At 40.1% G+C, this 25,283-nt stretch carries 21 protein-coding genes; 6 read left to right on the top strand and 15 right to left on the bottom strand.

Features of this window, described 5'->3' with window-relative positions; translation table 11 throughout:
- Positions 1–15 precede the first annotated feature (15 nt).
- From G7062_RS02805 to G7062_RS02790, 4 genes are read right to left on the bottom strand one after another with little or no spacing between them, the layout of a single operon-like run.
- Complete coding sequence (locus G7062_RS02805; RefSeq protein ID WP_166064408.1) at positions 16–831, bottom strand: PTS system mannose/fructose/sorbose family transporter subunit IID; 816 nt, start codon at positions 829–831, stop codon at positions 16–18.
- On the bottom strand, positions 818–1,597 hold the full coding sequence (locus tag G7062_RS02800; protein WP_166064407.1) for a PTS mannose/fructose/sorbose/N-acetylgalactosamine transporter subunit IIC: 780 nt from the start codon (positions 1,595–1,597) through the stop codon (positions 818–820). The genes G7062_RS02805 and G7062_RS02800 overlap by 14 nt, the downstream gene beginning before the upstream one ends.
- 24 nt (positions 1,598–1,621) lie before the next feature.
- On the bottom strand, positions 1,622–2,113 hold the full coding sequence (locus G7062_RS02795; protein WP_166064406.1) for a PTS sugar transporter subunit IIB: 492 nt from the start codon (positions 2,111–2,113) through the stop codon (positions 1,622–1,624).
- Positions 2,114–2,126: 13 nt separating this feature from the next.
- Positions 2,127–3,323 carry a glycoside hydrolase family 88 protein gene (locus G7062_RS02790; protein ID WP_166064405.1) on the bottom strand — a complete coding sequence of 399 codons (1,197 nt, stop codon included), beginning with the start codon at positions 3,321–3,323 and terminating at the stop codon, positions 2,127–2,129.
- Positions 3,324–3,600: 277 nt separating this feature from the next.
- Between G7062_RS02790 and G7062_RS02785 the strand changes: the two genes are divergently transcribed.
- Genes G7062_RS02785 through G7062_RS02770 form a run of 4 tightly spaced genes read left to right on the top strand, consistent with a single transcriptional unit; the run spans position 3,601 to position 7,079 of the window.
- Entirely contained in the window at positions 3,601–4,578 is a 978-nt protein-coding gene (locus tag G7062_RS02785) for a bifunctional 4-hydroxy-2-oxoglutarate aldolase/2-dehydro-3-deoxy-phosphogluconate aldolase (RefSeq protein WP_166064404.1), read from the top strand.
- Between the two features lie 8 nt (positions 4,579–4,586).
- Complete coding sequence (locus G7062_RS02780; RefSeq protein ID WP_166064403.1) at positions 4,587–5,609, top strand: sugar kinase; 1,023 nt, start codon at positions 4,587–4,589, stop codon at positions 5,607–5,609.
- Between the two features lie 14 nt (positions 5,610–5,623).
- Entirely contained in the window at positions 5,624–6,418 is a 795-nt protein-coding gene (locus G7062_RS02775; protein ID WP_205700146.1) for a gluconate 5-dehydrogenase, read from the top strand.
- Between the two features lie 22 nt (positions 6,419–6,440).
- Positions 6,441–7,079 (top strand): RpiB/LacA/LacB family sugar-phosphate isomerase, encoded by a 639-nt coding sequence (locus tag G7062_RS02770; RefSeq protein WP_166064402.1) that lies wholly within the window; start codon positions 6,441–6,443, stop codon positions 7,077–7,079.
- Between the two features lie 294 nt (positions 7,080–7,373).
- Here the strand turns inward: G7062_RS02770 and G7062_RS02765 are convergent, their stop codons facing one another.
- The 10 genes from G7062_RS02765 to G7062_RS02720 form a co-directional block, all read right to left on the bottom strand.
- The gene (locus tag G7062_RS02765) at positions 7,374–8,288 is read right to left on the bottom strand and encodes an AEC family transporter (protein ID WP_166064401.1); all 915 of its coding nucleotides are present in this window, start codon (positions 8,286–8,288) and stop codon (positions 7,374–7,376) included.
- 1 nt (position 8,289) lies between these two features.
- Positions 8,290–9,057 carry a 5-deoxy-glucuronate isomerase gene (iolB, locus tag G7062_RS02760; RefSeq protein ID WP_166064400.1) on the bottom strand — a complete coding sequence of 256 codons (768 nt, stop codon included), beginning with the start codon at positions 9,055–9,057 and terminating at the stop codon, positions 8,290–8,292.
- Between the two features lie 182 nt (positions 9,058–9,239).
- Positions 9,240–9,692, bottom strand: a complete 453-nt coding sequence (locus G7062_RS02755) for a PTS sugar transporter subunit IIA (protein ID WP_166064399.1) — start codon at positions 9,690–9,692, stop codon at positions 9,240–9,242.
- 8 nt (positions 9,693–9,700) lie between these two features.
- Positions 9,701–11,668 carry a PTS sugar transporter subunit IIA gene (locus G7062_RS02750; protein ID WP_166064398.1) on the bottom strand — a complete coding sequence of 656 codons (1,968 nt, stop codon included), beginning with the start codon at positions 11,666–11,668 and terminating at the stop codon, positions 9,701–9,703.
- Positions 11,669–11,754: 86 nt separating this feature from the next.
- The gene (locus G7062_RS02745; protein ID WP_166064397.1) at positions 11,755–12,393 is read right to left on the bottom strand and encodes an RpiB/LacA/LacB family sugar-phosphate isomerase; all 639 of its coding nucleotides are present in this window, start codon (positions 12,391–12,393) and stop codon (positions 11,755–11,757) included.
- A 4-nt stretch (positions 12,394–12,397) separates the two neighbouring features.
- The gene (locus tag G7062_RS02740; RefSeq protein WP_166064396.1) at positions 12,398–13,282 is read right to left on the bottom strand and encodes a class II fructose-bisphosphate aldolase; all 885 of its coding nucleotides are present in this window, start codon (positions 13,280–13,282) and stop codon (positions 12,398–12,400) included.
- Positions 13,283–13,305: 23 nt separating this feature from the next.
- Positions 13,306–14,361 carry a PTS fructose transporter subunit IIC gene (locus G7062_RS02735; protein ID WP_166064395.1) on the bottom strand — a complete coding sequence of 352 codons (1,056 nt, stop codon included), beginning with the start codon at positions 14,359–14,361 and terminating at the stop codon, positions 13,306–13,308.
- A 1-nt stretch (position 14,362) separates the two neighbouring features.
- Positions 14,363–14,683, bottom strand: a complete 321-nt coding sequence (locus tag G7062_RS02730; RefSeq protein ID WP_166064394.1) for a PTS fructose transporter subunit IIB — start codon at positions 14,681–14,683, stop codon at positions 14,363–14,365.
- Positions 14,684–14,788: 105 nt separating this feature from the next.
- Positions 14,789–15,838 carry a transaldolase family protein gene (locus G7062_RS02725; protein WP_240915978.1) on the bottom strand — a complete coding sequence of 350 codons (1,050 nt, stop codon included), beginning with the start codon at positions 15,836–15,838 and terminating at the stop codon, positions 14,789–14,791.
- Positions 15,839–15,847: 9 nt separating this feature from the next.
- Positions 15,848–17,278: an aldehyde dehydrogenase family protein gene (locus G7062_RS02720; protein ID WP_166064392.1), complete on the bottom strand. Its 1,431-nt coding sequence runs from the start codon at positions 17,276–17,278 to the stop codon at positions 15,848–15,850.
- Positions 17,279–17,525: 247 nt separating this feature from the next.
- On the opposite strand from G7062_RS02720, the gene G7062_RS02715 reads away from it, so the two are divergent.
- Positions 17,526–18,752: a Fic family protein gene (locus G7062_RS02715; protein ID WP_166064391.1), complete on the top strand. Its 1,227-nt coding sequence runs from the start codon at positions 17,526–17,528 to the stop codon at positions 18,750–18,752.
- Between the two features lie 61 nt (positions 18,753–18,813).
- Here the strand turns inward: G7062_RS02715 and G7062_RS02710 are convergent, their stop codons facing one another.
- Positions 18,814–21,879, bottom strand: a complete 3,066-nt coding sequence (locus G7062_RS02710; protein ID WP_166064390.1) for a polysaccharide lyase 8 family protein — start codon at positions 21,877–21,879, stop codon at positions 18,814–18,816.
- 182 nt (positions 21,880–22,061) lie between these two features.
- Between G7062_RS02710 and G7062_RS02705 the strand changes: the two genes are divergently transcribed.
- Positions 22,062–25,280, top strand: a complete 3,219-nt coding sequence (locus tag G7062_RS02705; protein ID WP_166064389.1) for a DEAD/DEAH box helicase — start codon at positions 22,062–22,064, stop codon at positions 25,278–25,280.
- The last annotated feature ends 3 nt before the right edge of the window (positions 25,281–25,283 follow it).

Here is a 25,283-nt window from a genome sequence, read left to right as displayed (position 1 = left end):
AGTCCCTTCAAATGATTACCCTAAGATTCCTAAGAAGCTTAGTCCAATACCAAGAACAACGGTAAGAAGTACAAGTTTGTATGTATTCCACCCTTTTTTCTTAATAAGGTAATACATTAATCCTGTATATAACATTGGCAAGAGTGCAGGGGCTACTTTATCAAGAAGTGCTTGAATGTTAACCGTTGATTGGTTTACGCCCTCTTGAATTTCTCCAGCTGCGAATGCAATTTTTACATTCATCTTTACAAATGTTGCGGCAAGACCTGCAATAACTGTAACACCGATAATGTTAGCAGCATTGGAGATTACTTCCATTTTTTCACTGAGTTTGTCAATGATGGATGTACCGACTTTATGTCCATAGTGTCCCATTGTATAACGAATACTAAAGAGCACAATATTGATGACAAGTAAGAACAGTACCGGTGCAATTGTCACACCTTCCATTGCAAGTGAAGCAAAGATTGTTGAGAACAATGGTGCAATCGCAAATTGTGAAAGTGAATCACCAATTCCAGCAAGTGGTCCCATTAACGCCATCTTAATACCACGAATTTCTGCTTCAGGTGTTCCCTCTTCAGCCATTACCATGTGAAGTGATGTAATGAATGGTAACAATTGTGGGTTGGTGTTATAGAACTCTGTGTTGTCTTTCAGTGCTGCTGCAAAATCTGTGTCATTAACGTGGATTTTACGCAACGCAGGATACATAACAAGTGCATATCCAAGTCCTTGATAGTTACTGTAGTTAAACCCATTTTGTAAGTAGTATGAACGTAGGGTTGTTTTTAGATAATCTTTTTTTGTGAGTTTATTAGATCCAGTCATCGTTGCCTACCTCCGTGTTTGCTCCCGCTGTTGCTGGGTTGTTTGCGGCATTATATTGTTGAACGGCAAAGATTGACGCAACCAATGCAATACCAATTACTGGTAATTTTAAGTATGCTGCAAGAACATATCCTAGGATTACAAATGGAATTAATTCTTTCTTAACCATGACGGATAAGATCATTGCAAATCCAATTGCAGGTAACATACCACCGGCAACATTCAATCCTGTTAGGAGTTGTTGTGGGATGTATCCAACTAATTGTGTTAAGAAGTCCATGCTAAATGCTCCGAGGAATCCCAAGAAGAACCCAACAACTGCAAACAAGACAAGTGTCAAGTTAGCGTGGAATTTAAAGCCTTTAAAGTTTTGATTGTCTAAAGCACGGTTTGCACTTTCAGGTGCACCAGCACGTACTGTATAGATTGCTGTTTGTAAGAATTGAATTGCAACTGCGAAAGGCATTGATAATGCTAATGCACTCTCAGGTGTAATCGAAGGGTTTGTAATTGCCATCAATGTACCAATAATACCAGGACCAATTGGGTTTGGTGGAACTGTACCACCGGCACCAACACCGAATCCCATAAATGCTAACTCAGCGATTGCTCCAACTTGTAATGCGGTTGGAATATCACCAAGGATAACGCCGACACCGAATGCTAAGAAAATAGCACGGTTTGTATAAATTCCCCACAGCATCCCTGAATAACAAGCAGCTGTCCAAAGCCCTATGAGTAAGGCTTGAATTAGTGTAATATCCATATTCTCCTCTTTCTTAGATTTTATCTATAAGTATTTTGTAATATCTACTTCAACCGAACCATCATCACCACGTGGTGTTGTTTTCGTATTGAACTTCATGTTGTGATTCTCGGCCAATGATTTCAAACTTGCTTTGTCTTCATCGCCCAAGAATATTGAACGGGTAATTTTTTCTTTGCCTTCACAGTTGTGGATGTTCCCAATATTTACTTCTGTAATCGGAACGCCCCCTTCCACAAGTGTAAGGACATCTTTGGGATCTTTCACAATCAAGAAAATTGATTGTTGCGGTGATGCTTTGTGAATCACATCGATTGTTTTTTCTAGTGAGAAAAAACGCATCGCTACTGATTTTGGAATGACGGCTTTCATCAGCGTTTGTGCCATTGCGTCATTACTTGCTTCATCGTTCGCAACGATTACAGTATTGACACCCAGTGTCTTAATCCAAAGTTGTCCCTGTCCGTGAACTAAACGTTCATCGATTCGTGTCATTACGATATTTGGTGCTGTCATAATTGCCTCTTTCCTACCAATATGGATTCCATTCTGTGTGCAGTCTCATTAATGCTTCTAAGTAAAAGTAATCGCCCCAGATATTCCCTTGGTCAACACCCTTCCCACTGTGCCATGAGTAGACACCATGGTAAATGATTGGATTCCCAGGGTTGTGGCGTGCTTCAGTATAGTTGTTAATGAGTGAGCGCATCATTGTATGAACTGCGCCATCATAGATTGATTTCAAAGCATCATCACTGAGATAGTTGTTCATTTCCATCATTCCACATGCTGCAATTGCCGCGGCACTGGAGTCACGTGATTGATCATCACCGTCTGTAAAGATTAAGTCCCAAAACGGTACGTTATCTTTAGGGAGACGGTTTAAAAAGTAATTTGTCATGCCGATGTATAAATCGGTAGCTTGAGTATCATGTGTGTAACGAATATTGAGTGGAATCCCATAAATTGCCCACGCTTGACCACGTGCCCATGAAGAGTCATCACTGTATCCTTGGCGAGTTGCGCCACGAACGGGTGAGCCATCCACTGGATTCATATAGAACGTATGATAAGCACTGGCATCACTTCGCACAACATATTTAACGCTTGTTGCAAAGTGCTTACGCGCCATCGTGTCATATTTCATATCCCCGGTAACTTCGCTTGCCCAATAGAGCAATGGAATGTTTAGAAGACAATCAATGATGAAACGATAATGTTCGGGATTGTTATACTCTCCCCATGCTTGGATGAATTCACCTTTTTCTTGCCAGCGCGTCATAAGCTTATCTGCAGCTAAAACTGCTGTTTCTTTGGCAAACTCATCTCCGGTAATTTTATAGGCGGCAACACATGATAGTGAGTATAAGAAACCCAAATCATGATGTTCCAATTCAATATTGCGATCAAGACGATCTCTAAACGACCTTACATTAAGCATCGCTAAGTCTTTGTATTTCGCATCCCCTGTGTATTCATAGGCGAGCCATAACTGGCCAGTCCAAAATCCTTCAGTCCAATCAACATTCTCAATGATTGGATATAGTAGATCTCGAGTTGCACTCCAAGGAAATTTTTCTTTGAAGTATTCCATGTTGATATCAATCTTACGAATGACATCATCAAGGGCCGTTGTTATCTCGGCTTGCGTAAGTTTCGGATTCGTAAGAAATTCATCTTGTTTCAAAATGTCTTCAATTACTACCGCTTTAATTTGCGTTGACATAGTACCTCCTGATTTATATAAACTGGTTTACTGGACAACCCCATTTTATGCTTGAATATGGGGAATGTCAACTCTTTTTCGAAAATAATTAAACCGCTTTCATGTGATTTCTATCGCTTTTTGCACAACCACATCGGTTTCCATCTTTATTATATACAAAAACGGTAACTATTTTAGTAAACCAGTTGACAAAACCGGTTTACTGGATTAATATGTGCTTACTGGTTGGTGGTTTACCCTTGCTGGACACATAAAAACCCTGAAAAGGAGCATGAATATGAGCAGAATACTCGAAAGAATACAAAATATCGGCATTGTACCTGTAGTAAAGATTGAAAACACTGACGATATCTTACCAATGGCAAAAGCATTGAAAGATGGCGGTATCGATTGTATGGAAATCACTTTCCGCAGCGAATATGCCACCACAGCCATCCGTGACATTGTGGCCCACTATCCAGATATGGTGATTGGTGCTGGAACCGTAACATCGGTTGCATATGCACAACAAGCAAAAGATGCCGGTGCAATGTTTATTGTAACACCAGGATTTAATGAAGAGGTTGTAGCGTGGTGTGTTGAAAATAACATCCCCATCATTCCAGGTGTGCAAACTGCATCAGAAATTGAAGCAGCCATGGCGTTCAATCTCACAACATTAAAGTTCTTCCCTGCTGAATCCAGCGGTGGTGCACGCAAACTTAAAGACTTCTCCGGTCCTTACAGTGGTATTTCATTTATGCCCTCTGGCGGTATAAACGCAGCGAACATGCATGAATACTTGCAATTACCCAATGTCGCAGCCATCGGTGGCAGCTTCATGTTACCTGCCGATGAGATTGCAGCTGGCAATTGGGACCATATAACGCAACTTACAAAAGAAGCCATTAAACATTTACTGAGCTATCGCTTGATTCATGTTGGTATCAATCATGACAATGCAAATGACGCGGAAGCAAATGCGAAACTTATTTGCGAACTCTTTGGTTTTACCTATTATGGCAAACCCAAAAGCCACTTCGCGGGTGAAGGCTTTGAATTCATGAATACAATGGGACGTGGTAAACATGGTCATATTGGGATTTACACCCCATATCCAGAACGCGCATTGTATCAACTCAACAAACTTGGCGTTCACGCTATAGACGATACAATTACACGCAATAAAAAAACGAATCGCATTAACTTTGCCTACTTGGATCGTGAGATTAATGGGTTTGCAATACATCTGATTAATCCAGATGTGAAAATGTAGGAGGTCTTATGAAAAAAGTAATTACATTCGGCGAAATTATGCTTCGCCTCGTACCCGAAGGGTATAACCGTTTTACACAAGCGGATCGCTTTCTCGCTACGTATGGTGGTGGCGAAGCAAACGTTGCTGTATCGCTTGCTAACTTCGGCATTGATGCTGCGTTTGTAACAAAGTTACCAACCCACGCAATTGGTCAAAGTGCAGTCAACGACTTACGCCGTTATGGTGTAGAGACACGTCATATAACACGCGGTGGCGATCGTGTTGGTATTTACTTCCTTGAAAAAGGAGCATCACAGCGTGCCAGCAACGTTATCTATGATCGTGCTCACTCCGCAATCGCAGAAGCAAGTGCCGATGATTTTGATTGGGAAACAATCTTTGAAGGATATGATTGGTTTCATTTTACTGGAATCACACCCGCTCTTGGAGAGAATGTTGCTGCAATTACATTGGCAGCCCTTAAAGAAGCAAAGAAACAAGGTCTTAAAGTTAGTTGTGATTTGAATTACCGCAAGAAGCTTTGGACTCAAGCACAAGCACAAGAGACCATGTCAGCATTAATGGAATACGTTGATGTGTTAGTCGCAAACGAAGAAGACTCCGAAAAAGTCTTCGGAATTAAGGCTGCTGAAACAGATGTTGATCTTGGTGAAATTAACCATGAAAACTACATTGATGTTGCCAAGCAATTGCAAGCACGTTTCAATTTTGAAAAAGTTACCATTACCTTGCGCGAATCAATCAGCGCAAGTGACAATATTTGGTCAACCATGCTTTATGTCGATGGACATGCATATTTCTCAAAGAAATATAACGTGCACATCGTCGATCGTGTTGGTGGTGGTGATAGCTTTGGTAGCGGGCTCATTTATGCACTCTTGAATGATTACTCCAATCAAGATGCGATTGAGTTTGCAACTGCAGCAAGTTGTTTAAAGCACTCAATCGAAGGGGATTATAACCGCGTGAGTGTGGATGAAGTATTAGCGTTGGCCAAGGGCGATGGCTCGGGTCGCGTTCAACGATAGAGAGGGATTAAACTATGAGTACATTTAAAATGGAAAACTTCCGCCTTGACGGAAAAGTCGCCCTAGTAACAGGCGCGTCTTATGGAATTGGATTGGCACTTGCAACAGGCTACGCCGAAGCAGGAGCGACGATTGTCTTTAACGACATCAACCAAGATCTTGTTAATAAAGGTCTTGATGCCTATAAAGAACTTGGAATCAAAGCACACGGATACGTTTGCGATGTTACCAACGAAGCGCAAGTTCAAGCAATGATCAAACAAATCGAAACAGAAGTTGGAGTTGTTGATATTCTTGTTAACAACGCAGGAATTATCAAACGTATTCCAATGATTGAGATGAGCGTCGAAGATTGGCGTCAAGTTATCGACATCGACCTTAACGGCCCCTTCATTATGTCTAAAGCAGTCCTACCAAGTATGATTGCAAAAGGTCATGGAAAAATTATTAACATTTGCTCAATGATGAGTGAACTTGGACGTGAAACTGTGTCTGCATACGCTGCTGCTAAAGGTGGGTTAAAGATGCTTACACGAAATATCGCTTCAGAATATGGCGAACATAACATCCAATGTAACGGAATTGGACCGGGTTACATCGAAACACCACAAACCGCACCGTTACGTGTGGAAGGTCATCCATTTAACAGTTTCATTATCTCAAAGACTCCAGCAGCACGTTGGGGAAAACCTGAAGATTTAATGGGACCTGCAGTCTTCTTAGCATCGGAAGCTTCAGACTTTGTAAACGGTCATGTTTTATATGTTGACGGCGGTATCTTAGCATACATCGGAAAACAACCAGAATAGAAAGAAAGAGGTCGTACTGACAATGAAAATCGCATTAATTAATGAAAACTCACAAGCTGCAAAGAACAGCATTATCTATACATCGCTTGTTCAAGAAGCTGAGAAAAAAGGACATACAGTAGATAACTACGGCATGTATAGTAATGAGCAAGAACACCAATTAACCTATGTTCAAAACGGACTTATCGCTTCAATCCTCCTTACAACAAAGGCAGCTGACTTTGTTGTTACAGGATGTGGAACAGGACAAGGCGCAATGCTTGCTTGTAACTCATTTCCAAATGTTCTCTGTGGTCATATTGTAACGCCATTGGACGCTTTCCTTTTTGGACAAGTTAACGATGGAAACTGTGTTGCCATGCCTTTTGCCCAAGGTTTTGGATGGGGAGCCGAAGTAAACTTAAACTATACTTTCGAGAAACTCTTTTCCGAGCCATTTGGTGGTGGATACCCTAAAGATCGCGTTATCCCTGAACAACGCAATAAGAAGATCTTAGATTCTGTGAAAGCAGTCACTCACCAACCACTCATCAAAATCTTAAAGGAAATTGACCAAGACTTCCTAAAGTCAGCAATCAATTATCCTGAGTTTAAAGATATGTTCTTCAAGAACTCACAAGATCAAGAAATCTCTAATTACCTGAAATCAATTTTAGACTAGTTCAACGATTGTAAGCGCTCGTGAACTTACTGGACACTAACAACAACAACAATAATAATAACAGCCATACATGCCTTCAGTCACAAACTCTCCTTTGAACAACTGATGCTGAAGGCCTATTACAATTTATGATTGACCCTTCTTTGTTGCACCGCTATTGTCTTCCTCAAATACAATCTGCACTTAGAAGCTCTTGAGAATCCTGACAGTTCTCGGTCATCATTTTTCCTAATAAAACATAAGAAAACCCAAGTCAATTGCGTAGACTTGGGTTTTCTTATGCATCCACTTTTATTAGAATTGCCACATTGCGATTAAAACTGTATTAATTACAATACTAATTGGGATACTGACTGAGCTGACAAAACTGCTGACTCCGCTATCACAATTGAGCGATAGGCAGAACGTCGAAATTACACTGCTCATCGGTGCAAACAAAACAATCGTCAAGACTTGCTTTGCAACATCTGGAATAGGGAATACCAGCCACACCACAATTGCCATCAATGTCGCACACACATAACGAAGCATCAGCACACTTAATGATTTTTTTATTGAAGAGCGGGTTGGATGGATTTCAAACATAATTCCAAACATAAACATCACGATAAAGACATTGGCCCGGCCCATCATATCGGCAATTTCAAAGACTGCATCCGTCAATGTCACATTGAGGACAACTACAAGTGTCATAACAATGTAGGTAATGAATGGTGGTGAAGAAAATACAGTCTTCAAGAATGCTTTCAGATTGAAGTCATTTTGTTTCCCAGAAACAACCTCCGCAATCCCCAAATTAATGCCCATCGAATAAAATGAGTTTCCCACATCAAACATCGATGAATAAATCATGGCCTCAGGTGCATAGAATCCTGTTAAGTAGGGTAACACAAAGCTACCAATATTGTGACTCGAGTTGTTCAACATTTTGAGTGCACGCTCTTTGGGTTTCTCTTTGCGCGATACCACCAATGCTATCCCCGCTAGGATAAGGTTTACAACAAATCCAAATCCAATAATTGCAATCAGTGATGTTTCAAAATGAAACCCTTTGAAACTGGCGAATATGGCCATTGGCATTGTGACATTAAGACTAATTTTAGCGAGGACATACCGATCCTCTGATTTAAAGAACCCTTTGTTTTTTAGAACAATTCCCGCAAGAATCATCAAGACATACCCCAATGACCGTATAATTATTTTATCCATCTTATTTGATCAAGTGTTCAAATGTCGGATCATTGTGGAAAACCCAGGTTCGCGTAGGACCCGCCATTACATTGAGATAGTAGAGGGTGCAACCCGGCGGTACAGACACAGGGTGGTATCCCTGCGGCACATTCACAACCGTATTATCTTTCAGTACGTACGCTTCATCAATGCTCGTATCATCGTTGTAAACGCGTTGTAGCGCAAACCCCTTTTCACTCGGATTCACTTTGTGAAAATAAATCTCTTCAAGCATTGATTGATGCGGTAAGTCATTTTCATCGTGACGATGCGAAGGAAAACTAGACCAATTGCCACCTTCAGTGATGACTTCAACAATTAGCAAACTATCGGCTGGGTCACTTTCCGGAAGAATGTTCTTCGCAGTCCGTTTGATATTTCCATATCCCCTCTGTTCAATTCCATTGATATTAGGGGGAATCATGCGACTCGGATGGGTTCCGTTTGATTTTCCAGAACACACGGCAATTTGTGCCTCAGTAGTTGCTACAAACCGGAACGAATCCAATTCACAGATATAAAGTGCATATGCGACTGTATCCGAAAATACACTCATGCGATTCCCAATTTGATTTTCATTTGTTTCATTAATCGTACTGTGACCATATCCATACAGTAAAACAACACAGTACTCAACGCCCTTGGGCGCTGTCATCTCCAGCACATCTTCCGGTTCCAATTCAAACACTTCAAGACCTGTATACTCCATGGTTGTGCTACCCAATGGCTGATTTACGATTTTACGCATTGCATTCACCTTCTTCTATAAACTGTAGTACGAACAAATAAAGGCAATTAGCAAGATTCCATATCCAGCATAACCATAACGGACCAATTGTAACTCACTCGCCTCAGTTTGATCGTTTTTCATTCTTCGCACACGGGTTCCACATATAAGCGCAAACCCTACAATGAATAACCCAAAGGATATCATTGTACGAATACTCTTGAAAGCTGTTCGTACGTTCGTGATTCCAACAATTGTGCAACAGCCTCATCGTTTCCAAGCTTACGTGCAATCTCCGACAGTAATTTCATGTGATTGGTAGCGTACTCCGTATCATTGCTGACGGCAAACAAGAAGATTAACTTAACACCTTGTTCATCAATCGTTTCCCACTCAATTTCATCATCCAGTCTTCCAATCGCAATACCAATTTGTTTGACTGAGTCGGATTTCCCATGCGGAATGGCAATAAAATTACCAATACCCGTGATACCCTCTTCCTCACGCAAATAAATATCATCCACGAAGGTTTCAATATCCTCAATATAGTTTTCCTTAAGCAAAAGTTCACTCAGGTGTCGGATTGCCTCATCTTTTGATTTTGCCTTCATATTTAGATCTATCACATTTTTATTTAGTATCTTCTCTAAGTTCATACTTTCACCTATCCTATTAAATAATTGTACAATTCAACACTCGATCCCATACTTCGAAGTCGATTTATCTTCGCATCGGATTCAATCAAGTAGATGTATTGCTTGTAGAATGCTTTTGTTTTTGTAATTTCATTGTTCGTATCCATCTTTACAGCAAGAAGGAATACAACATCGACTTTTTCAGCAGCCCATTCGATTGGTTTGTTAAGGAACGCTATGGCTACTTTTGCTTCGTTAATTTCATCTTGAAGTCCATGCGGAATCGCAACACCATTTCCGATATCCGTCGAAGTAAAACGCTCATGATTAACAACAGTCTGGTAGTAGTTCTCTGTAACATAACCTTTCGCAACCATTGCATCTGCCATCATTTTGATTACTTCATTTTTCTCTTTCGCTTCAACATCATAAAATATGAGTTCTGGCGTAAAGAGCTGATGACAAATTGTGTCAAAACGGGTCTTGCGGTTCATTTTCATCTTTTTAATTTCAGCAATTTTAGTGTTGATTTCGCGCAAACCTTCATCAACAAAGATGTTATTCATTTCAATAATTCGCGAGCTAATCGTATCCAGTTCATCTGTTGTGAGAATGACATCCACATCATCAAGATTATCAATATTGAAATCATGATAATTTATAATCTCAATACGTTTTTCGAAGTTCATACTGCGACTGATCTTTTCCGACATTAATTGGGTATAACTCATATTGCGTTTGGTAACCAACACGACTTTAAGATCGGGTTGGCGTCGGTGCAATGCAGCCTCGAAGTAAATCGCAATGTAGCCAAGTTCATTTTCTGTAATATCAATATTGTAGTGTTCTTGAAAGAATCCTGTGAGCGCCCATGTTGCACGAAAGACATGCTTGTATTCATTCTTAATGTATTCAATCATTTCATTTGACTGATTGACACCATATCGAACCCTAAAGAATAAGGGACGCAAATGTTGAATTAGACCATTGTAGAGCACACGATCTTTGGTCAAATCAAACTCCAAGATTTCCGAAACAACTTCAATCATCTCTGCTACAAATTTTTTGAGCTTATTATCATAGGCAAGGACCGTATAGGGATCGTTGTCGGATACATTGGATTCAATGAATCGTGCACAGAGAATCTGGATCGATAAATGCCACAAGTCTTTTTCACTCAAAGCAATATGCATGTACTTCTCAATTTTGGTACAAATAGACTTTGTAAATTGAAATTGAACGTATTGTTCCAAAACATCTGTTTCATCTTGGCTAAATTTTAATGAATCGCTGTACTTGACCCTGCTTATCGCAATGCAAATACTGACGAGTATCTCGTTGAATGAGATTTCATCAACGTCAATTCCCCATTCGTTCTCGGTCCGAACAATGATTTCTTTGATCATCGCAATATCGACAGTACCGAAGAAATCGAGAATCCCTTCTTCAATTTGGTTGTTCTCACGCGTGCATATATGCTCTTTTAACACCAATCGGAAGTCATTTTCGCATCCATCCAAATACATCCCATTTTTTTGACTGGTAACAATCGTAATATTTCGATGGGTAAACGATTCATAAAGGCGTTTGATATTCCTTGATACGGAGGTTTGACTGATAAAGTACTTTTGTGACAATGCGGTTGCAGTCACGCCCAAATAGTCCTTCTTAAATGTTTTAAGTAGTTCTGTTTTAATTTCCTTAGTAATATCCACTTCAGTGTCAGAGATACTTACAAGACCATTATCGGAAATCATTGCCATGATTTTCTGTTTTTGAATGTCCGTTGAATCCAACCAGATTCCAACACGTGGCTTTTTAACGATTTGCCCCATTTCATTCTCATCCAGAATTACACTGAGCGCATTCAGTCGATTTCGAATTGTTTTATCGGATAAGCCTACACATTCACTGAGTTCATTCACTGTGACGATGTTATTATTCAAAAGGTATAATAAAATTTTCGAATTATGATACTCGTCTTTTCTCTGTTTCATTGTATGCCTCAACTTTCGTACGCTAAACAGTTACTCTTTAATGAGTATCAAAGGACTGCATGAACATGCAGTCCTCTGACGGAAATTTACTGGCTAATTAAGGACTCTATATATGCCCTAATTGTATCATCCTTGCAGTTCTCGAAAAAGTATTTTTGAAAATCTTTACCCAAGACACTCTCACGTACAATTGTTTGATCGATTGCTTTGAGTGCTTGCAGGTAGTCTTTCGCAATTGCCTGTTTCATGACAAACAAATTTGCTGCATTTCTATTCTGGGATTCTTTGCGTTCTTGTGGATATCCCTGACCACGCTCTGATCCAAAAGCATTTCTAAAGATATTATTCAGATTGAGTTCAGCACCCCAACCAAATCCTTTTGCATAAGGTATTGATAGGGCATTGCCATTGTTAATTTGTGCAAAAAGAAACGCATCGGTTGGTTCAATGCAATAGCCACACACAACTCCTGGGAAGGCATTGAGCGCTGCGAGTGCTCCCTGACCTGTACCGCATCCTGTGATAATGAAATCAACGGCATCAGTATTGATCAGCAAGGAAGCCATGACCCCCAGATTCAAATAAGTAAGGTAATGATCGTTATCATCTTTCATGCCTAAGTTGTAAGCATGATGTCCATTTTCTTGGGTTACTGCTGATAACTCTTGGAATATCACTGTATTCTTTGCAGCTTGACTGAACTCATTCAGCAGCGCAATTCTCATGCCCTTACTCATGTTCAACGACCATCACTTCTCCATAATAATAGCGATCTTTCGACCCAATCAATTGAATGTAGTCACGTACAAATTGTTTCATGCCCACTTCAGCAGCAATGTTAAGGTCTAGGTAGTCAATATTTGGATTTGCTTCCATGGCCTTCACCATCGCAGTCTTCCCGGCAGTGAAAGCATCCGTACAAACATTAATCTTATTGATACCGTTCGCAACCGCTTTTTTAATATTTTCAGGACCTGATCCCGATCCACCATGAAGAACAAGTGGCATATCCAGTGTTTTCTTCAAGAGTGCAAGGCGCTCAAAATCTAATTTTGGAATGAATTCTTTTGGATAATTACCATGAGCTGTACCAATGGCAACAGCAAGTGCATCAATGCCTGTGCGTTCTACAAATTCTTTTGCTTGCTCAGGGTTTGTGTACAAGTCAATCTGGTGATTGTCACCCGCATTGGCTTGGCCTACATGTCCAAGTTCGCCCTCGACCGTAATATTATGGGCATGGGCAAGCGCAGAGATTATTGAACAACGCTTGATGTTTTCTTCAAATTCAAAAGAAGACGCATCAATCATAACGCTTGAGAACCCCAATTGAATGCACTTAATAATGAAATCAAGGTCTGAGCCATGATCCAAGTTCAGTGCTACAGGAACCTTTGCATGGTGTGCCAATTTTTTGATCATTGGAACCATGATTTCGGGATCTGCATGTTTTTTCATTTGGCCTGGACCAATGTTAATAATAATGGGTGAGCGCTCTTCTTCAGCAGCACTGATAACCGCACGAACCATTTCCATGTTTATGCTGTTTACAGCCATAACTGCATAGTTATTCTTGTGAGCGTCTTGGAGTAAATCATTCATTGCTACATACATATATTTTGTCTCATCTTTCTAAACTAAATTTGAATTTCAATATCTAAATCAATAATCTCTTCTTCTTTTTCAAAGTTTGATTCATCAACAGGACGTTTCAACACAGCATACAATACAGCAGTTGTGATCGATCCAATTGCAAGGGCAACCATAAACCACACTGGGTTTGTCATTTGGGGAACAACAAAGATTCCACCATGGCCAGCAATCGACTCAACACCCCACATCACTGAGAGACCTCCCGCAATTGCTGAGCCAATCATTGTTGCAGGAATAACACGTAATGGATCGGCTGCCGCAAACGGAAGGACCCCTTCAGTAATAAACGCAAGTCCCATTGGAACTGCAGCTTTTGCGGTTTCAACTTCAACCTTTGTGAATTTCTTTGGAACCATAAGTGCTGCAAGACCAATTCCAAGTGGCGGTGTCATACCACCAACAATTTTAGCGGACATTGGTCCATAGACACCTTCGGTGCCCAAACCATTCGCAACAGCTGATGCTGTCTTATTGACTGGTCCACCCATGTCAAATCCCATACATGCACCAATTACAGCACCCATGATAAATTTGGATCCCCCATTGAGACTCATCATCCATACGGTTAAGAATTCTGTAAACCAGATGATTGGCTTTGAGATTACGAGTAAGAATGCCATACCAACAATAAGGCTTGTAACAAATGGAATAATCATAACTGGCATTAAACCCTTTGCCCAGTTTGGGAGTTTCCATGTTTTTACCCAATTAATAAAGTAACCCAATACAATACCAGCAATTAAACCACCCAGGAATCCCGCCTTGCTTGTAACCGCAATTTGACCGAGAATTAATCCTGGTGCAATACCTGGCCGTTCCGCAATAGAATAAGCAATACCAGCAGTTAGAACCGGAACAACAAATGACATTGCTGCAGCTCCAAGTGAGTTAATCATGAATGGAATGGTACCTTCTTGATTACCAACATCCCATCCCCCCAATGCTTTACCTAACGCCATCAACAATCCCCCGGCAACGACGACAGGAATCATGTAAGAGATACCCGTCATCATATGACGTTTGAATTCGAATTTTTTCATATTAGTTTTCCTTCTCCTTTAATGATGCTTCTATTTTTGTAATCAATGACTTTGGACTTTTCATTACAATGCTAATCGGAACTTCCACCACCGGAACAGACTTAAAGCGATCTTTTCCACTTATCCCAATATCTGCTGCGATGATAACAACACTCGCACGAGCAACATCTTCTTCTGTCAAAATGTTCTCTGCACCAATGGTCCCCTGTGTTTCGATTTTCACTTCATGACCCAATGCACGAGCAGCAACCTCGAGCTTCTCTTTCGCAATATAGGTATGCGCAATCCCTGCGGTACACGCTGTGATTCCAATAATATACATTTAACTCACCTCCCTGTTTTTCAACTTAATACAATCTTACCGTGTAACCGGTTTCTTAAATGCAAAGTTTGGGAATTTTAATGCGGTAATTTCATAATCTGTCCTTTAAATTTGTATATCTCGAATGATACGAACAAGTTCATCGTAGCCACTTAAGAATTGGTGCATCGTTGCTTTAAATGGTCCAAAATGTGCGAATTCATCCACAGTCATACCGTCAACTTCATAGGCCTTTTTGAAATCTGGCAGGGTTAATAATTCATCCAACATGGGTTGTGGAATATGCTTATGAATGTTTTCTTCAATCGCAACATTGGAGTTGTTGTAGCGTACTTGCCATTTATATGGAATTGTCAGGATCATATCAGCACCAATGAATGCTGACCAATGATAATGGTTTCTAAAGGCCGCGATTAAAATTTTCGTTGTATAACCGCGTTCTTGATAGATCTCATAGGCTCGTTTTGCAATTTCGACACCTGCATGCTCAAGTATCTCAGGATTTACAATGAGACCCTGTTTATCAACATAGCTCTTTAGATAATCGTCGACACGTCCGGACATGATCGTACATACAGGAGACATCGTGGACACATCCAACCCCTCGATGCGACGACGCTCCAATCCCCTTTCAACCGCTTCAGCAACGGCAATTGCTTGAGCGACCGAATAGGATACCGTCGCATTAATGCTGACACCCCTGTATGTTAATTCTTCAAAGGCTTTGATTCCTTCCGCAGATGCTGGCGCCTTAATTTGAGAGTTTGGAATAAGTGATGCCATCTTAAGACCATGCGCAACAATATGTTCGGTATTGTTGTAATACTTCGCATTCACTTGAAAACTAATACGACCCCGTTTCCCCTTACTTTTCTCAAATTCTGGCAAGAGATATTGAGATGCATTGACTCCCAATTCCTCAATAATGCGCCATGCAATCTCATCTTCGCTGTCATGCGGGTTTTCATCGCAATGAACACGGATTCTTGCTTCAAGTTTTGAGAGGTTATCTTTCAAAACTTGAAGCACAATCACAGGGTTTGTTGTTGCTCCTGTTGCGCCATATTCGAGTGCATAGGTTAGCTCATCCGTTGCACAAGAATCATTCCACACTTGTGTTTGTGGGTATTTTTCAATCATTTCTTTGAGTTTCATCATAGCCTCCTAACTCATCCAATCTTTTTTATGTTCTGGATTCCATTTTGTTGTTATCTTCTTACACTTCACAAAAAGGGGAATCGCATTGTATCCAGTAATATCGCCAACACCAAACTTCGAACCCTTTAATCCCCCAAAGGAAAAGGGATCTCTGGGAACGGGTACGCCTATATTGACACCAATCATCCCACTACTCATGCCAAGCGAAGCAACCATCGCATTTTCACCAATGTCAGTGAAAATTGATGCCCCATTGGCATAAGGAGATTCATTCTGTAATGCAATTGCCTCCGTTAAAGTCTTACAGTGAACAACTTCAAGTACTGGTGCAAAGAGCTCCGTTTCTGGCATATCTTTATACGATGCATATTCAATAATGCTGCCACCGATGTAATAACCCTTATCGGGTTTCTCTGTCTTGCGCCCATCAACACGAAGCGTTCCTTTGGTAGTCTGTAGGTATGAATCCACAAGTGCCACTGACTCAGCACTAACCAAAGGTGCGAGTTGAACACCTGGAATCCAGTTCACTGATTGCTTAATCAATTCATCCAAACACCCATTGTTCTCACCAACAAGCAATACTGTTGATGCCGCCATACATCGCTGACCGCTCATTCCAAATCCAGCATTGAGAATCTCTTTGGCAGTAATTATTGGGTCAACCTCCGGTGTTACGATGATATGATTCTTCGCACCACCCAATGCAAGACTTCGTTTTAAATTGGATGTTGCCCGGCGATAAACAATCTCAGCAACTGGGGTTGAACCAACAAACGTCACAACATCCACATCTTTGTGATCGCAGATCACATCCACAATCTCCCTCGAACCTTGAAGTATCGTAAAAACACCATCCGGCAATCCTGCCTCTTTCAAAAGTTGCGCAATAATTAATGCTGTACTCGGTGTTTTTTCACTTGGTTTCAGTATGAATCCATTTCCACAAACGAGTGCGTTCGGAATGGTCCACATTGGAACCATCAAGGGAAAATTAAAGGGAGTTATTGCCGCTACAACACCGATAGCTTGATTGACTTCTTTAACTTCAATACCATTGGAAGCATATTGTGTACGACCGGATATTACCGATGGAATTGAGGTCGCAAACTCACACAACTCGATCGCCTTACTCACTTCCGCTTGTGCTTCGTCCTCTGTTTTCCCATTCTCTTCTACGATTGTTTCTATCAACAATTTCTCATTCTGTGCAATGAGAGTGCGAAGGTTGAAAATAACTTCACTGCGTTTCTTGTATGTTAATTGTGACCATGCTTTGCTTGCTTGAACCGTTGTTTCGATTGCTTGGATTGCTTCGATTGGTGTCACGGATGAAATTGAAGCAATCTCATGCTCATCGCGAGGATTAACGACCGTTATCATATTTCCAGATCCCGCAAACGCACTTCCTTCAATCCAATTCATTACTTTCTTCATGTTAAATCCCTCCTTGTCTATACCTTATTCTTTTTTTGAGATGCCCCCTTCCAAGATATGCCACTTTAATGTGGTAGGTTCTATGAATTAAAAAAAGCAATCTTATTTTAATAGATTGCTAAAATTTCTTTCATAAATTAAAATAATCGTTATTATTTTAATAGATTGGAATGTTTTTGTGATTTCATTAAAATATTCGTCGTTTTTTTAACGTATGGTGTATAATGATTAAAATGGAGGAGATAACATGACTTACATAACATTGGAGCGTTTCTACTACAAAAATCCTGATTTGTATGAATCTGAGTACTCAAAAAGAGTAGCATCACTATCTACAAGAGTTTTTGACTTGCCCATTAACAGCAGTCATGAAAACACTCATAATCTTTTTGTCATCACTAACCATGAAATGCTTTCAAAAATTGACCGTATCTATTCTGCCAGTCTAACTCGAATTCAAAACAACTACCTTAATAAAAATAGTATATTTGTAGAACAGTACATCCAAAAATTAATGGTTGAGGAGCTCATTGCGACAAACGAAATCGAGGGGGTTACTTCAACGAAAGCACAGATTGAGGCAGCCTCCATCTCTAAGGACAATAAGTCGAGATTCTATTTTATAACCAATAAATATAAAAAACTTTCACTCGGATTCACAACTCCATTTCAGAATGTATCTGATTTCAGAGACGTCTATGACGATTTAATGTTGCATGAAATTAGCATTGATAAACGTCCAGATGGCAAGCTGTTTAGAAAAGACGCAGTTGAAATTCTGAGTGGTAATGGTTCTCAAAAAGTAGTTCATACCCCTTTTAAAACCGAAGAAGGTATTACTATCCATTTAGATATCTTACTAAAGTTTATGAATGATGGAAGTGTTTCAAAGTTTGTGAAGATTGCACTAACCCATTACTATTTTGAGTATATTCACCCTTTTTATGACGGGAACGGCCGAACCGGTCGATACATAGTTTCTGAGATGTTGTATGATTTTGATCCCTTGCTTGCATTCAAAATTTCAAAAGTTATAAAGGATAACCAATCACGATACTTAGAATCTTTTGTTGCGACCAAGAACGGCTACAATCGAGGTGATGCTACACCCTTCGTTTTGTACTTTCTTGATATGATCCTCACTGCATCAGATGAAATTGATAATGATTTACTAAAATCTGACATGAAACTTAAGAAAGTTGATGCGTATATTCGAAAAACTATTTCGGAGTCCGGAAAATTCACCAATCAAGAAATTCAGAATTTATATGTTTTTGCTCAATCTAAAATCGTTGACGTGAAACTTTCTCTAAATGACGTAGCAATGAATCGGAATGTTTCATATCCTACTGTAAACAATAATATTAAATCTCTACTAGATGAGAAGTTAATCACAAAAGTCCCAACGATGTTTGGCTATTATGAGCTCACTGACGATACCTATCAAAAGATACTCAAAACTGAAATATTCTAACAAATCCCATACTCAGCTTTAAAACAAGCCAACAACTCAGAATCGAATTGTTGGCTTTTTTTTATGCTTTTGACTGCTTACGTCTAACGTTTATTAATACTATACCACTTAGAACAACTGCAAGTCCGATAGGAATAAGTGGCGATGACGCGACTCCAGTCCCTGGCAACCCACCGTTGTCATCGGGTTTGACTGGGGGTTGTGGTTTCACTGTAGGAGGTGTTGTCCCATCTTTGCGACCCACAATATACTCAGAAAAGGAATCCGTTTTAAATGTGATAATTGCACCGTTTTGTTGTGCTGGCACATTTATAGCATTCTCACCAACACGGTGAAGAACGACGAGTTTATCGTTGTATGCTTTGGATGTTTTAATGCTTACATCGACATTACCACTGGGTTGAACTGTTGCTCCGCTCGCTTGAAGCGTAATGTCATAAACCACAACATCACTAAGATCACGGATTTGACGTTCAGTATCCACACGAACACTCAATGATGTATCCGCTGGTAACACACCGTGAGCAAAGGTAACAGAAACACCACTCGCTTCATCTGTCAGTGTGATTGGATCCTTGTTTTCTTCGATTGTCTTTTCAACCAATTCAATGACTTGTGATACTCCATTTTTTTGGAATGTGTTGACCGAGATTGTTGTCTTTCCATTTACAATTTCGCTTGTTGCATCCCCACTTTCAACTGCATAGCTTCCATCAATTGTGAAGGAAACTGTTTCTTGTTGGTGGGTTGGATCTTGTATTGAAAAGGTATTGTTTTTGCGCATCATGATAAGTCGATCTTGCGCTGTAATATCTTCCACACTTCCATTCTCACTGAAGAAAACATAACCTTTGATACCCAACTCATTTTGAGATACTGCATGAACATCTTCTGTATTCTTCAATACTGTAATAGCATCTTTTTGAGCATAGTTCTCAAGGTTCTCAGCATTCGTATTAGGAACAATGCTGTATGCGTATGAGCTTGTTGTATCTTCGCTGTGTTCGTACGTTGCCGTTACATAGTTTTTGGTAACTTCCTTATCAGCAGAACCTGTTGTTTTATTGCGAACGGTTGAATATCGACCGGTTCTACTTGTATCTTGTATCGTAATATCGTTATTGTCGTGGAATACATAGCCAACGTCTTTAGCGTCTAATCCACTGTCAATTGCAAGCCATTTGAGATTTTGATAGATACCCTGTGCATTGGCTGCTACGTCGGTTTTCACTTGATAATCTTCCCCAACAGCAAACATTTTATTCTCAATTGTGGTTGTCATTGCACGATTATTACTATCGTGGATGTTTGACCCCAGAACTACAATTTCGTTGTCAAACATGAACCAAGATTTATTAGCTTCAGCATTCTTATAAATTACAAAGTCATCGGGCAACACATCCCGATCTGCATACGATTGTTCATCACCCAACTGCATCCCTGATACGGCATACGTTTCCAATTGAGCACTTCCTGAGTAATCATTGGTACCAAGCGGGAAGTAAACATATTTATTCTGTGCTACGGATCCTGATGTAAACTCAGGCTCGTGAAGGTAGAAATCGGTTCCATACAATTCAGGCATTGTTTGACGTTGTTCATTGACTGTTGTGATACCTGGTAATTTATAGTGATCTACGGTTGCAAAATAGTCGATACCGTAAACCTCAGTTTGGTCAACACCACTTTGATAGAGGTAATAGGCACCATCCCCTTGGAACCATGATCGTAAGTTTTCCCCCGACATATATTCGTACTTTGAAACACGATTTGAACTTCTTGAAAGGGCAAATCCATAATCTTCACGCATATGAACTGATTTGTCCATCAGATTAAACGCGTAATGTTGATTTAAGTTAAGTGGGTTTGTTGCTGGGATTGTATCATCGTTTAGAATTGCTGAGAATGCAAAGATATTACTTACCGAGACAAATCCCTTGGTATTTACAACAAGTTTGGGAATTGTATCCAGATACTTGATGTAACTTTGAAGTTTAAATTGATCATCAGCTTCCATGCCCAATGACAATTGCACAAGCGCTTCAACAACACCGGCTGCATCCGCATACCCTGTTCCCGTTCGTGATACAGCACGCCCTTTCACAATCTCCATCATATAGCCTTCGTACATAACCGGTGCGAATCCGCGATAGACCCAATCTTGGACAATTCCCATTAAAGAGTCATCTTGCCAGCGTGTCCCATCCAATGTTGTGACGAGTTGTGCAATACGGGTTAGCAATACTTTTCCATAAGACCCTGTATATGCAACTGTTGAGTGTTGAATGAATGATCCATCTTCATAGAATCCATCGGTAACACCATGTTCAATATTATTGGGATCGATTGTCTTAAAAACAGTCATCATATCCGAGACTGCCTTATCCACCCGCGCCACATCCCCTGTTAAGGCACCTTGAATAATACGATTGAACGTAATGTCAGTAAGGTTTGCACCGGTATGTTGGCGGGCATCAAGATTTACATCACCAATCAAAGGGGAACCCAATTGTTCATCCCCACGGATATAAGCATCCATCATTGTAATCGAATCATTGATAAATGACATCTCAATATCATCGCGTAATAAGAATAAGATCTTTGAAAGATTCATTGGCATACCGATTTCCCAACTGTACCAATTTCCATAATAACCCGCATCGGTATCTTTGAGATACTTTTCATGAACCCACTCAAGCGCGTCAATCAATGCATCCTTTGTGGCAGCATCTTGATAGAGATTATTTGCTGAACCCGGGGTTGCATAAGCCAACGCGACCGCATAGAGATTCTTATAGGTCGTTTCAATGTTTGCGGAAAGTTTCGCAACAGGATAATCCGTACCATTCGTGTTGTCGAGTTCAACACCAGCATAGACTGCATTGCCATCATGATCAAAATTAGGAATGTTTTGCTTTCCCGCTGTATTGATTGCTTTTATTTTTTCTGCACTCAAAGGATTGTTGTTGATAACATCATTTCCTTTGAGGTATTCATCAAGATTATAGATAATACGTCCAATATCATCTTCAGGTATAAGTGGTTCTGCAAATACTGTTGCAGGCGTGAACACTGACAAGCATAAAAGACATGTGATACTCATCACAATTAGCTTCTTTAATTTCATTATTTTCTCCTTGTATCCCTTTTAGTGTCCATCTAAACCGGTTTACATACATGTATTATATGACAGCGTTTACATTATTGCAAGTGTTTCTCGACAATCTTCACCAACACAAAAGATATCCAAATTCTGATCCTTCATTTGTATGCTATAATTATAAGGTTAGACGTATAGGGGTTGAAGTTATGAATTTTGAAGAAAAAGAATATATAGGAATCGTTCGCTCATCGCGCAATCGCGATATTGCAGAATACTATTACTACCACGATTCTGTTGAACGCATCAGTATCCATCAAGACTTTCAAGAGAACTACCGCATTGATGGCAGTGTTAGTGTGCACGGCAGTGATTACCAAGTTGTATTGATGTGTTCAAACAACATGGAAGATATTAAATATCATTGTCCTTGTGACTACTCCGATGAACACTCTGCATGTGCTCATATTGGTGCTGTGATGTTGACAATCAACGATTATCAACCACGCAGTTTTCCATTTTATTACCAAAAAGATCAAGAAAGACACACTGAAAATCAATACTCGACATATTTAAAAGGAATCGAAGAACGACGTCGCCAACAAAATATTGCGCGTACATCATCAATGATCGAGAGTTTTCGTGAGTCAAGTCTTGAGAATATGGTACTTCCACAACGCAATCTCAATATCGAATTGCTGATGAGTGCAACATTGGGTAACTTTGACGAACTTATTTTGGAGTATAAGATTGGTTCTGACCGAACTTATATTATTAAAAATATTACGAAGTTTATTCAAGATGTGGATAATGAGTCCATTGTTCGCTATGGAAAATTTTTAACATTTGAACATACGCATGAAAGCTTCAGTTCGAGTGCAAAAGAGCAAATCGAATTTCTTCGAAAAGCAATGGTTGTGGAACAATCAGAACACTACAACCATGCCGTTCTTGGGCGTCATCTTATTATTAACAATTCTTTAATTGATTTATTTTTTGACACCTACTCAAATTTGAATGACCCAAACTTAAACATCCGTTTCAGTCGCGATGAAATCAAGGTTCCGATTTCCATCACTGCTGAAGGTGATGATTACCGCATCTCAAGTTCCCTGCCCGAATCAACGATTATTGGAAAAGCAAACATTTACTTCCTTGGACAGCACAAAGGACGCATTACCATTCGACAAATTGCCTTGGATGAGCAAAAACAAGCCATTAAATTGCTGACAGCACTCGATGAGGATGATTTGCTCGTCCCGGGTGACCAAATCGAAACATTTAAGAAATATGTGCTTGCCACCCTTGTTGACTACCTGGAGTTTGAACAAGACCTTACTATGGATGTTTACACAATCAAGACCTATGTAGATATGAGTGATGAAGGTCTCATTTTTGCACGTGTTGACGCAACAAACAATGACGGACTGCAAACAATTGGTTTTTCTGACACTGAAAAGCCAATCGAGTTGGAACGCGTGGAACACTTTATCAAACGGTATGCAAGCGAGGTCGATTCACAACGCCATCTTGCTTACTTTAATGAACAAGAAGACAGCACTTATACTTTTATTCAAGACGGCATTGATTTTCTAACTTCATTCAGTGAACTGTATGTCAGTGATACCATCTATAAACTTACAACATCACGGAAGTACAACATTAGTGGTGGCGTCAAGATTAACAATGGCTTACTAAATATTGATTTCGATAGCATTGATATTCCCAAAGATGAACTTCAAGACGTTTTAAGAGCGTATCAAACTAAGAAGAAATTCCATCGCCTTCGCAATGGTGATGTCCTCAATCTTGATTCAGAGGAACTGGGAACAATCGATCGCTTGTTGGAGGATAATCATCTCTCCGCTGCCGATATTGTGGATGGCAATCTTAACTTACCAATGTATCGCGCCATGAGTTTGGAATCTTTCGCAGACTATCAAGATGACATCCAATTTGAGTTTGATGAACACATTCGCACACTCACAAACTCATTCAAAGAGTTAGCTGATAATCCACTGACTCTTGACGCACGCTATCGTGGCATTTTACGTAACTACCAACTCCATGGTGTGACGTGGCTGCAGACATTATCCCGTTTCCACTTCGGTGGGATTCTAGCTGACGATATGGGTTTAGGGAAGACGCTTCAGTTTATTGCTTACCTTGATGCTGCCCCCGAAAAAAATCCCAGCATTGTAATTTGTCCGTCTTCGGTCATTTTGAACTGGGTCGATGAAGTCCATAAATTTGCACCGCACATGAAATGTGTGGCTGTTACAGGTAATGCTTCAGAACGTGAGGCTGTCATTGAATCCATTGATACCTACGATCTCGTCGTTACATCGTACGATTACCTACGCCGTGATGTCGGACTTTATCTGGGAACAGAATTTCATGCTATTGCCCTCGATGAAGCGCAATACATTAAAAATCACAATACGAAGAATGCCCGTTGTGTTAAGCAACTACGTGGAAGCCATCGTTTTGCGCTTACAGGAACACCCATTGAGAACTCACTGGCAGAATTGTGGTCTATCTTTGACTTTATCATGCCTGGTTATCTCTTTAACTACCATTATTTCGCAAGTCATTTCGAACGCCCGATTATACTCGATAAGAATATGGATGCTCAGGCACGACTTAAGGAAATGGTGAGTCCCTTTATCTTAAGACGTCTTAAGTCCGAAGTACTTACAGAGCTACCGGATAAAATTGAGACAGTCCTTAAACTTGAATTTGAACCTGAAGAAAAGCAACTGTATCTCGCCAATCTGATGAAGGTCAACGAAGATCTTGCCATCAGTGCGAGTCATGATGGCATGGACAAAATTGCCATTCTTGCCATGCTCACCAGACTGCGCCAAATTTGTTGTGAACCGCGCGTTGTGTATGACAACATAACCCACCCATCAACAAAACTGCTTGCCTGTGTTGAATTGATTGAAACATTAAAATCAGAAGGAAAGAAAGTTTTAGTCTTCTCTTCGTTTACATCAATGCTTGCTTTGATTCAAGAGGAACTCAACAAGCGCGAAATCAAATCCTTTGTTCTTGAAGGTAAAACTCCAAAAACAAAACGCCAAGAAATGGTTAAGGCATTCCAAACTGATGATACTGATGCTTTCCTTATTTCACTTAAAGCGGGGGGAACAGGAATCAACCTGACAGCAGCCGAAGCTGTTATTCACTTTGACCCATGGTGGAACATTTCATCCCAAAACCAAGCCACTGACCGTGCTTACCGTTTTGGGCAAAAGAAAAATGTCATGGTCTACCAACTCATTATGAAAGACAGTGTTGAAGAGAAAATCCAACACATGCAAGAAACAAAAAAAGCTATTTCTGATACCTTTGTGGAAAATTCAGAAGGAAGCATTACATCGATGTCGCTTGACGAGATGAAAGATTTATTTACCATTGACTAGGGG

Origin of the sequence: Erysipelothrix sp. HDW6C, from assembly GCF_011299615.1 — a bacterium.
Lineage (GTDB): Bacteria > Bacillota_I > Bacilli_A > Erysipelotrichales > Erysipelotrichaceae > Erysipelothrix.
Note: the sequence above shows the minus strand (reverse complement) of the source record. Positions and strands in the feature narration are given on the sequence as shown.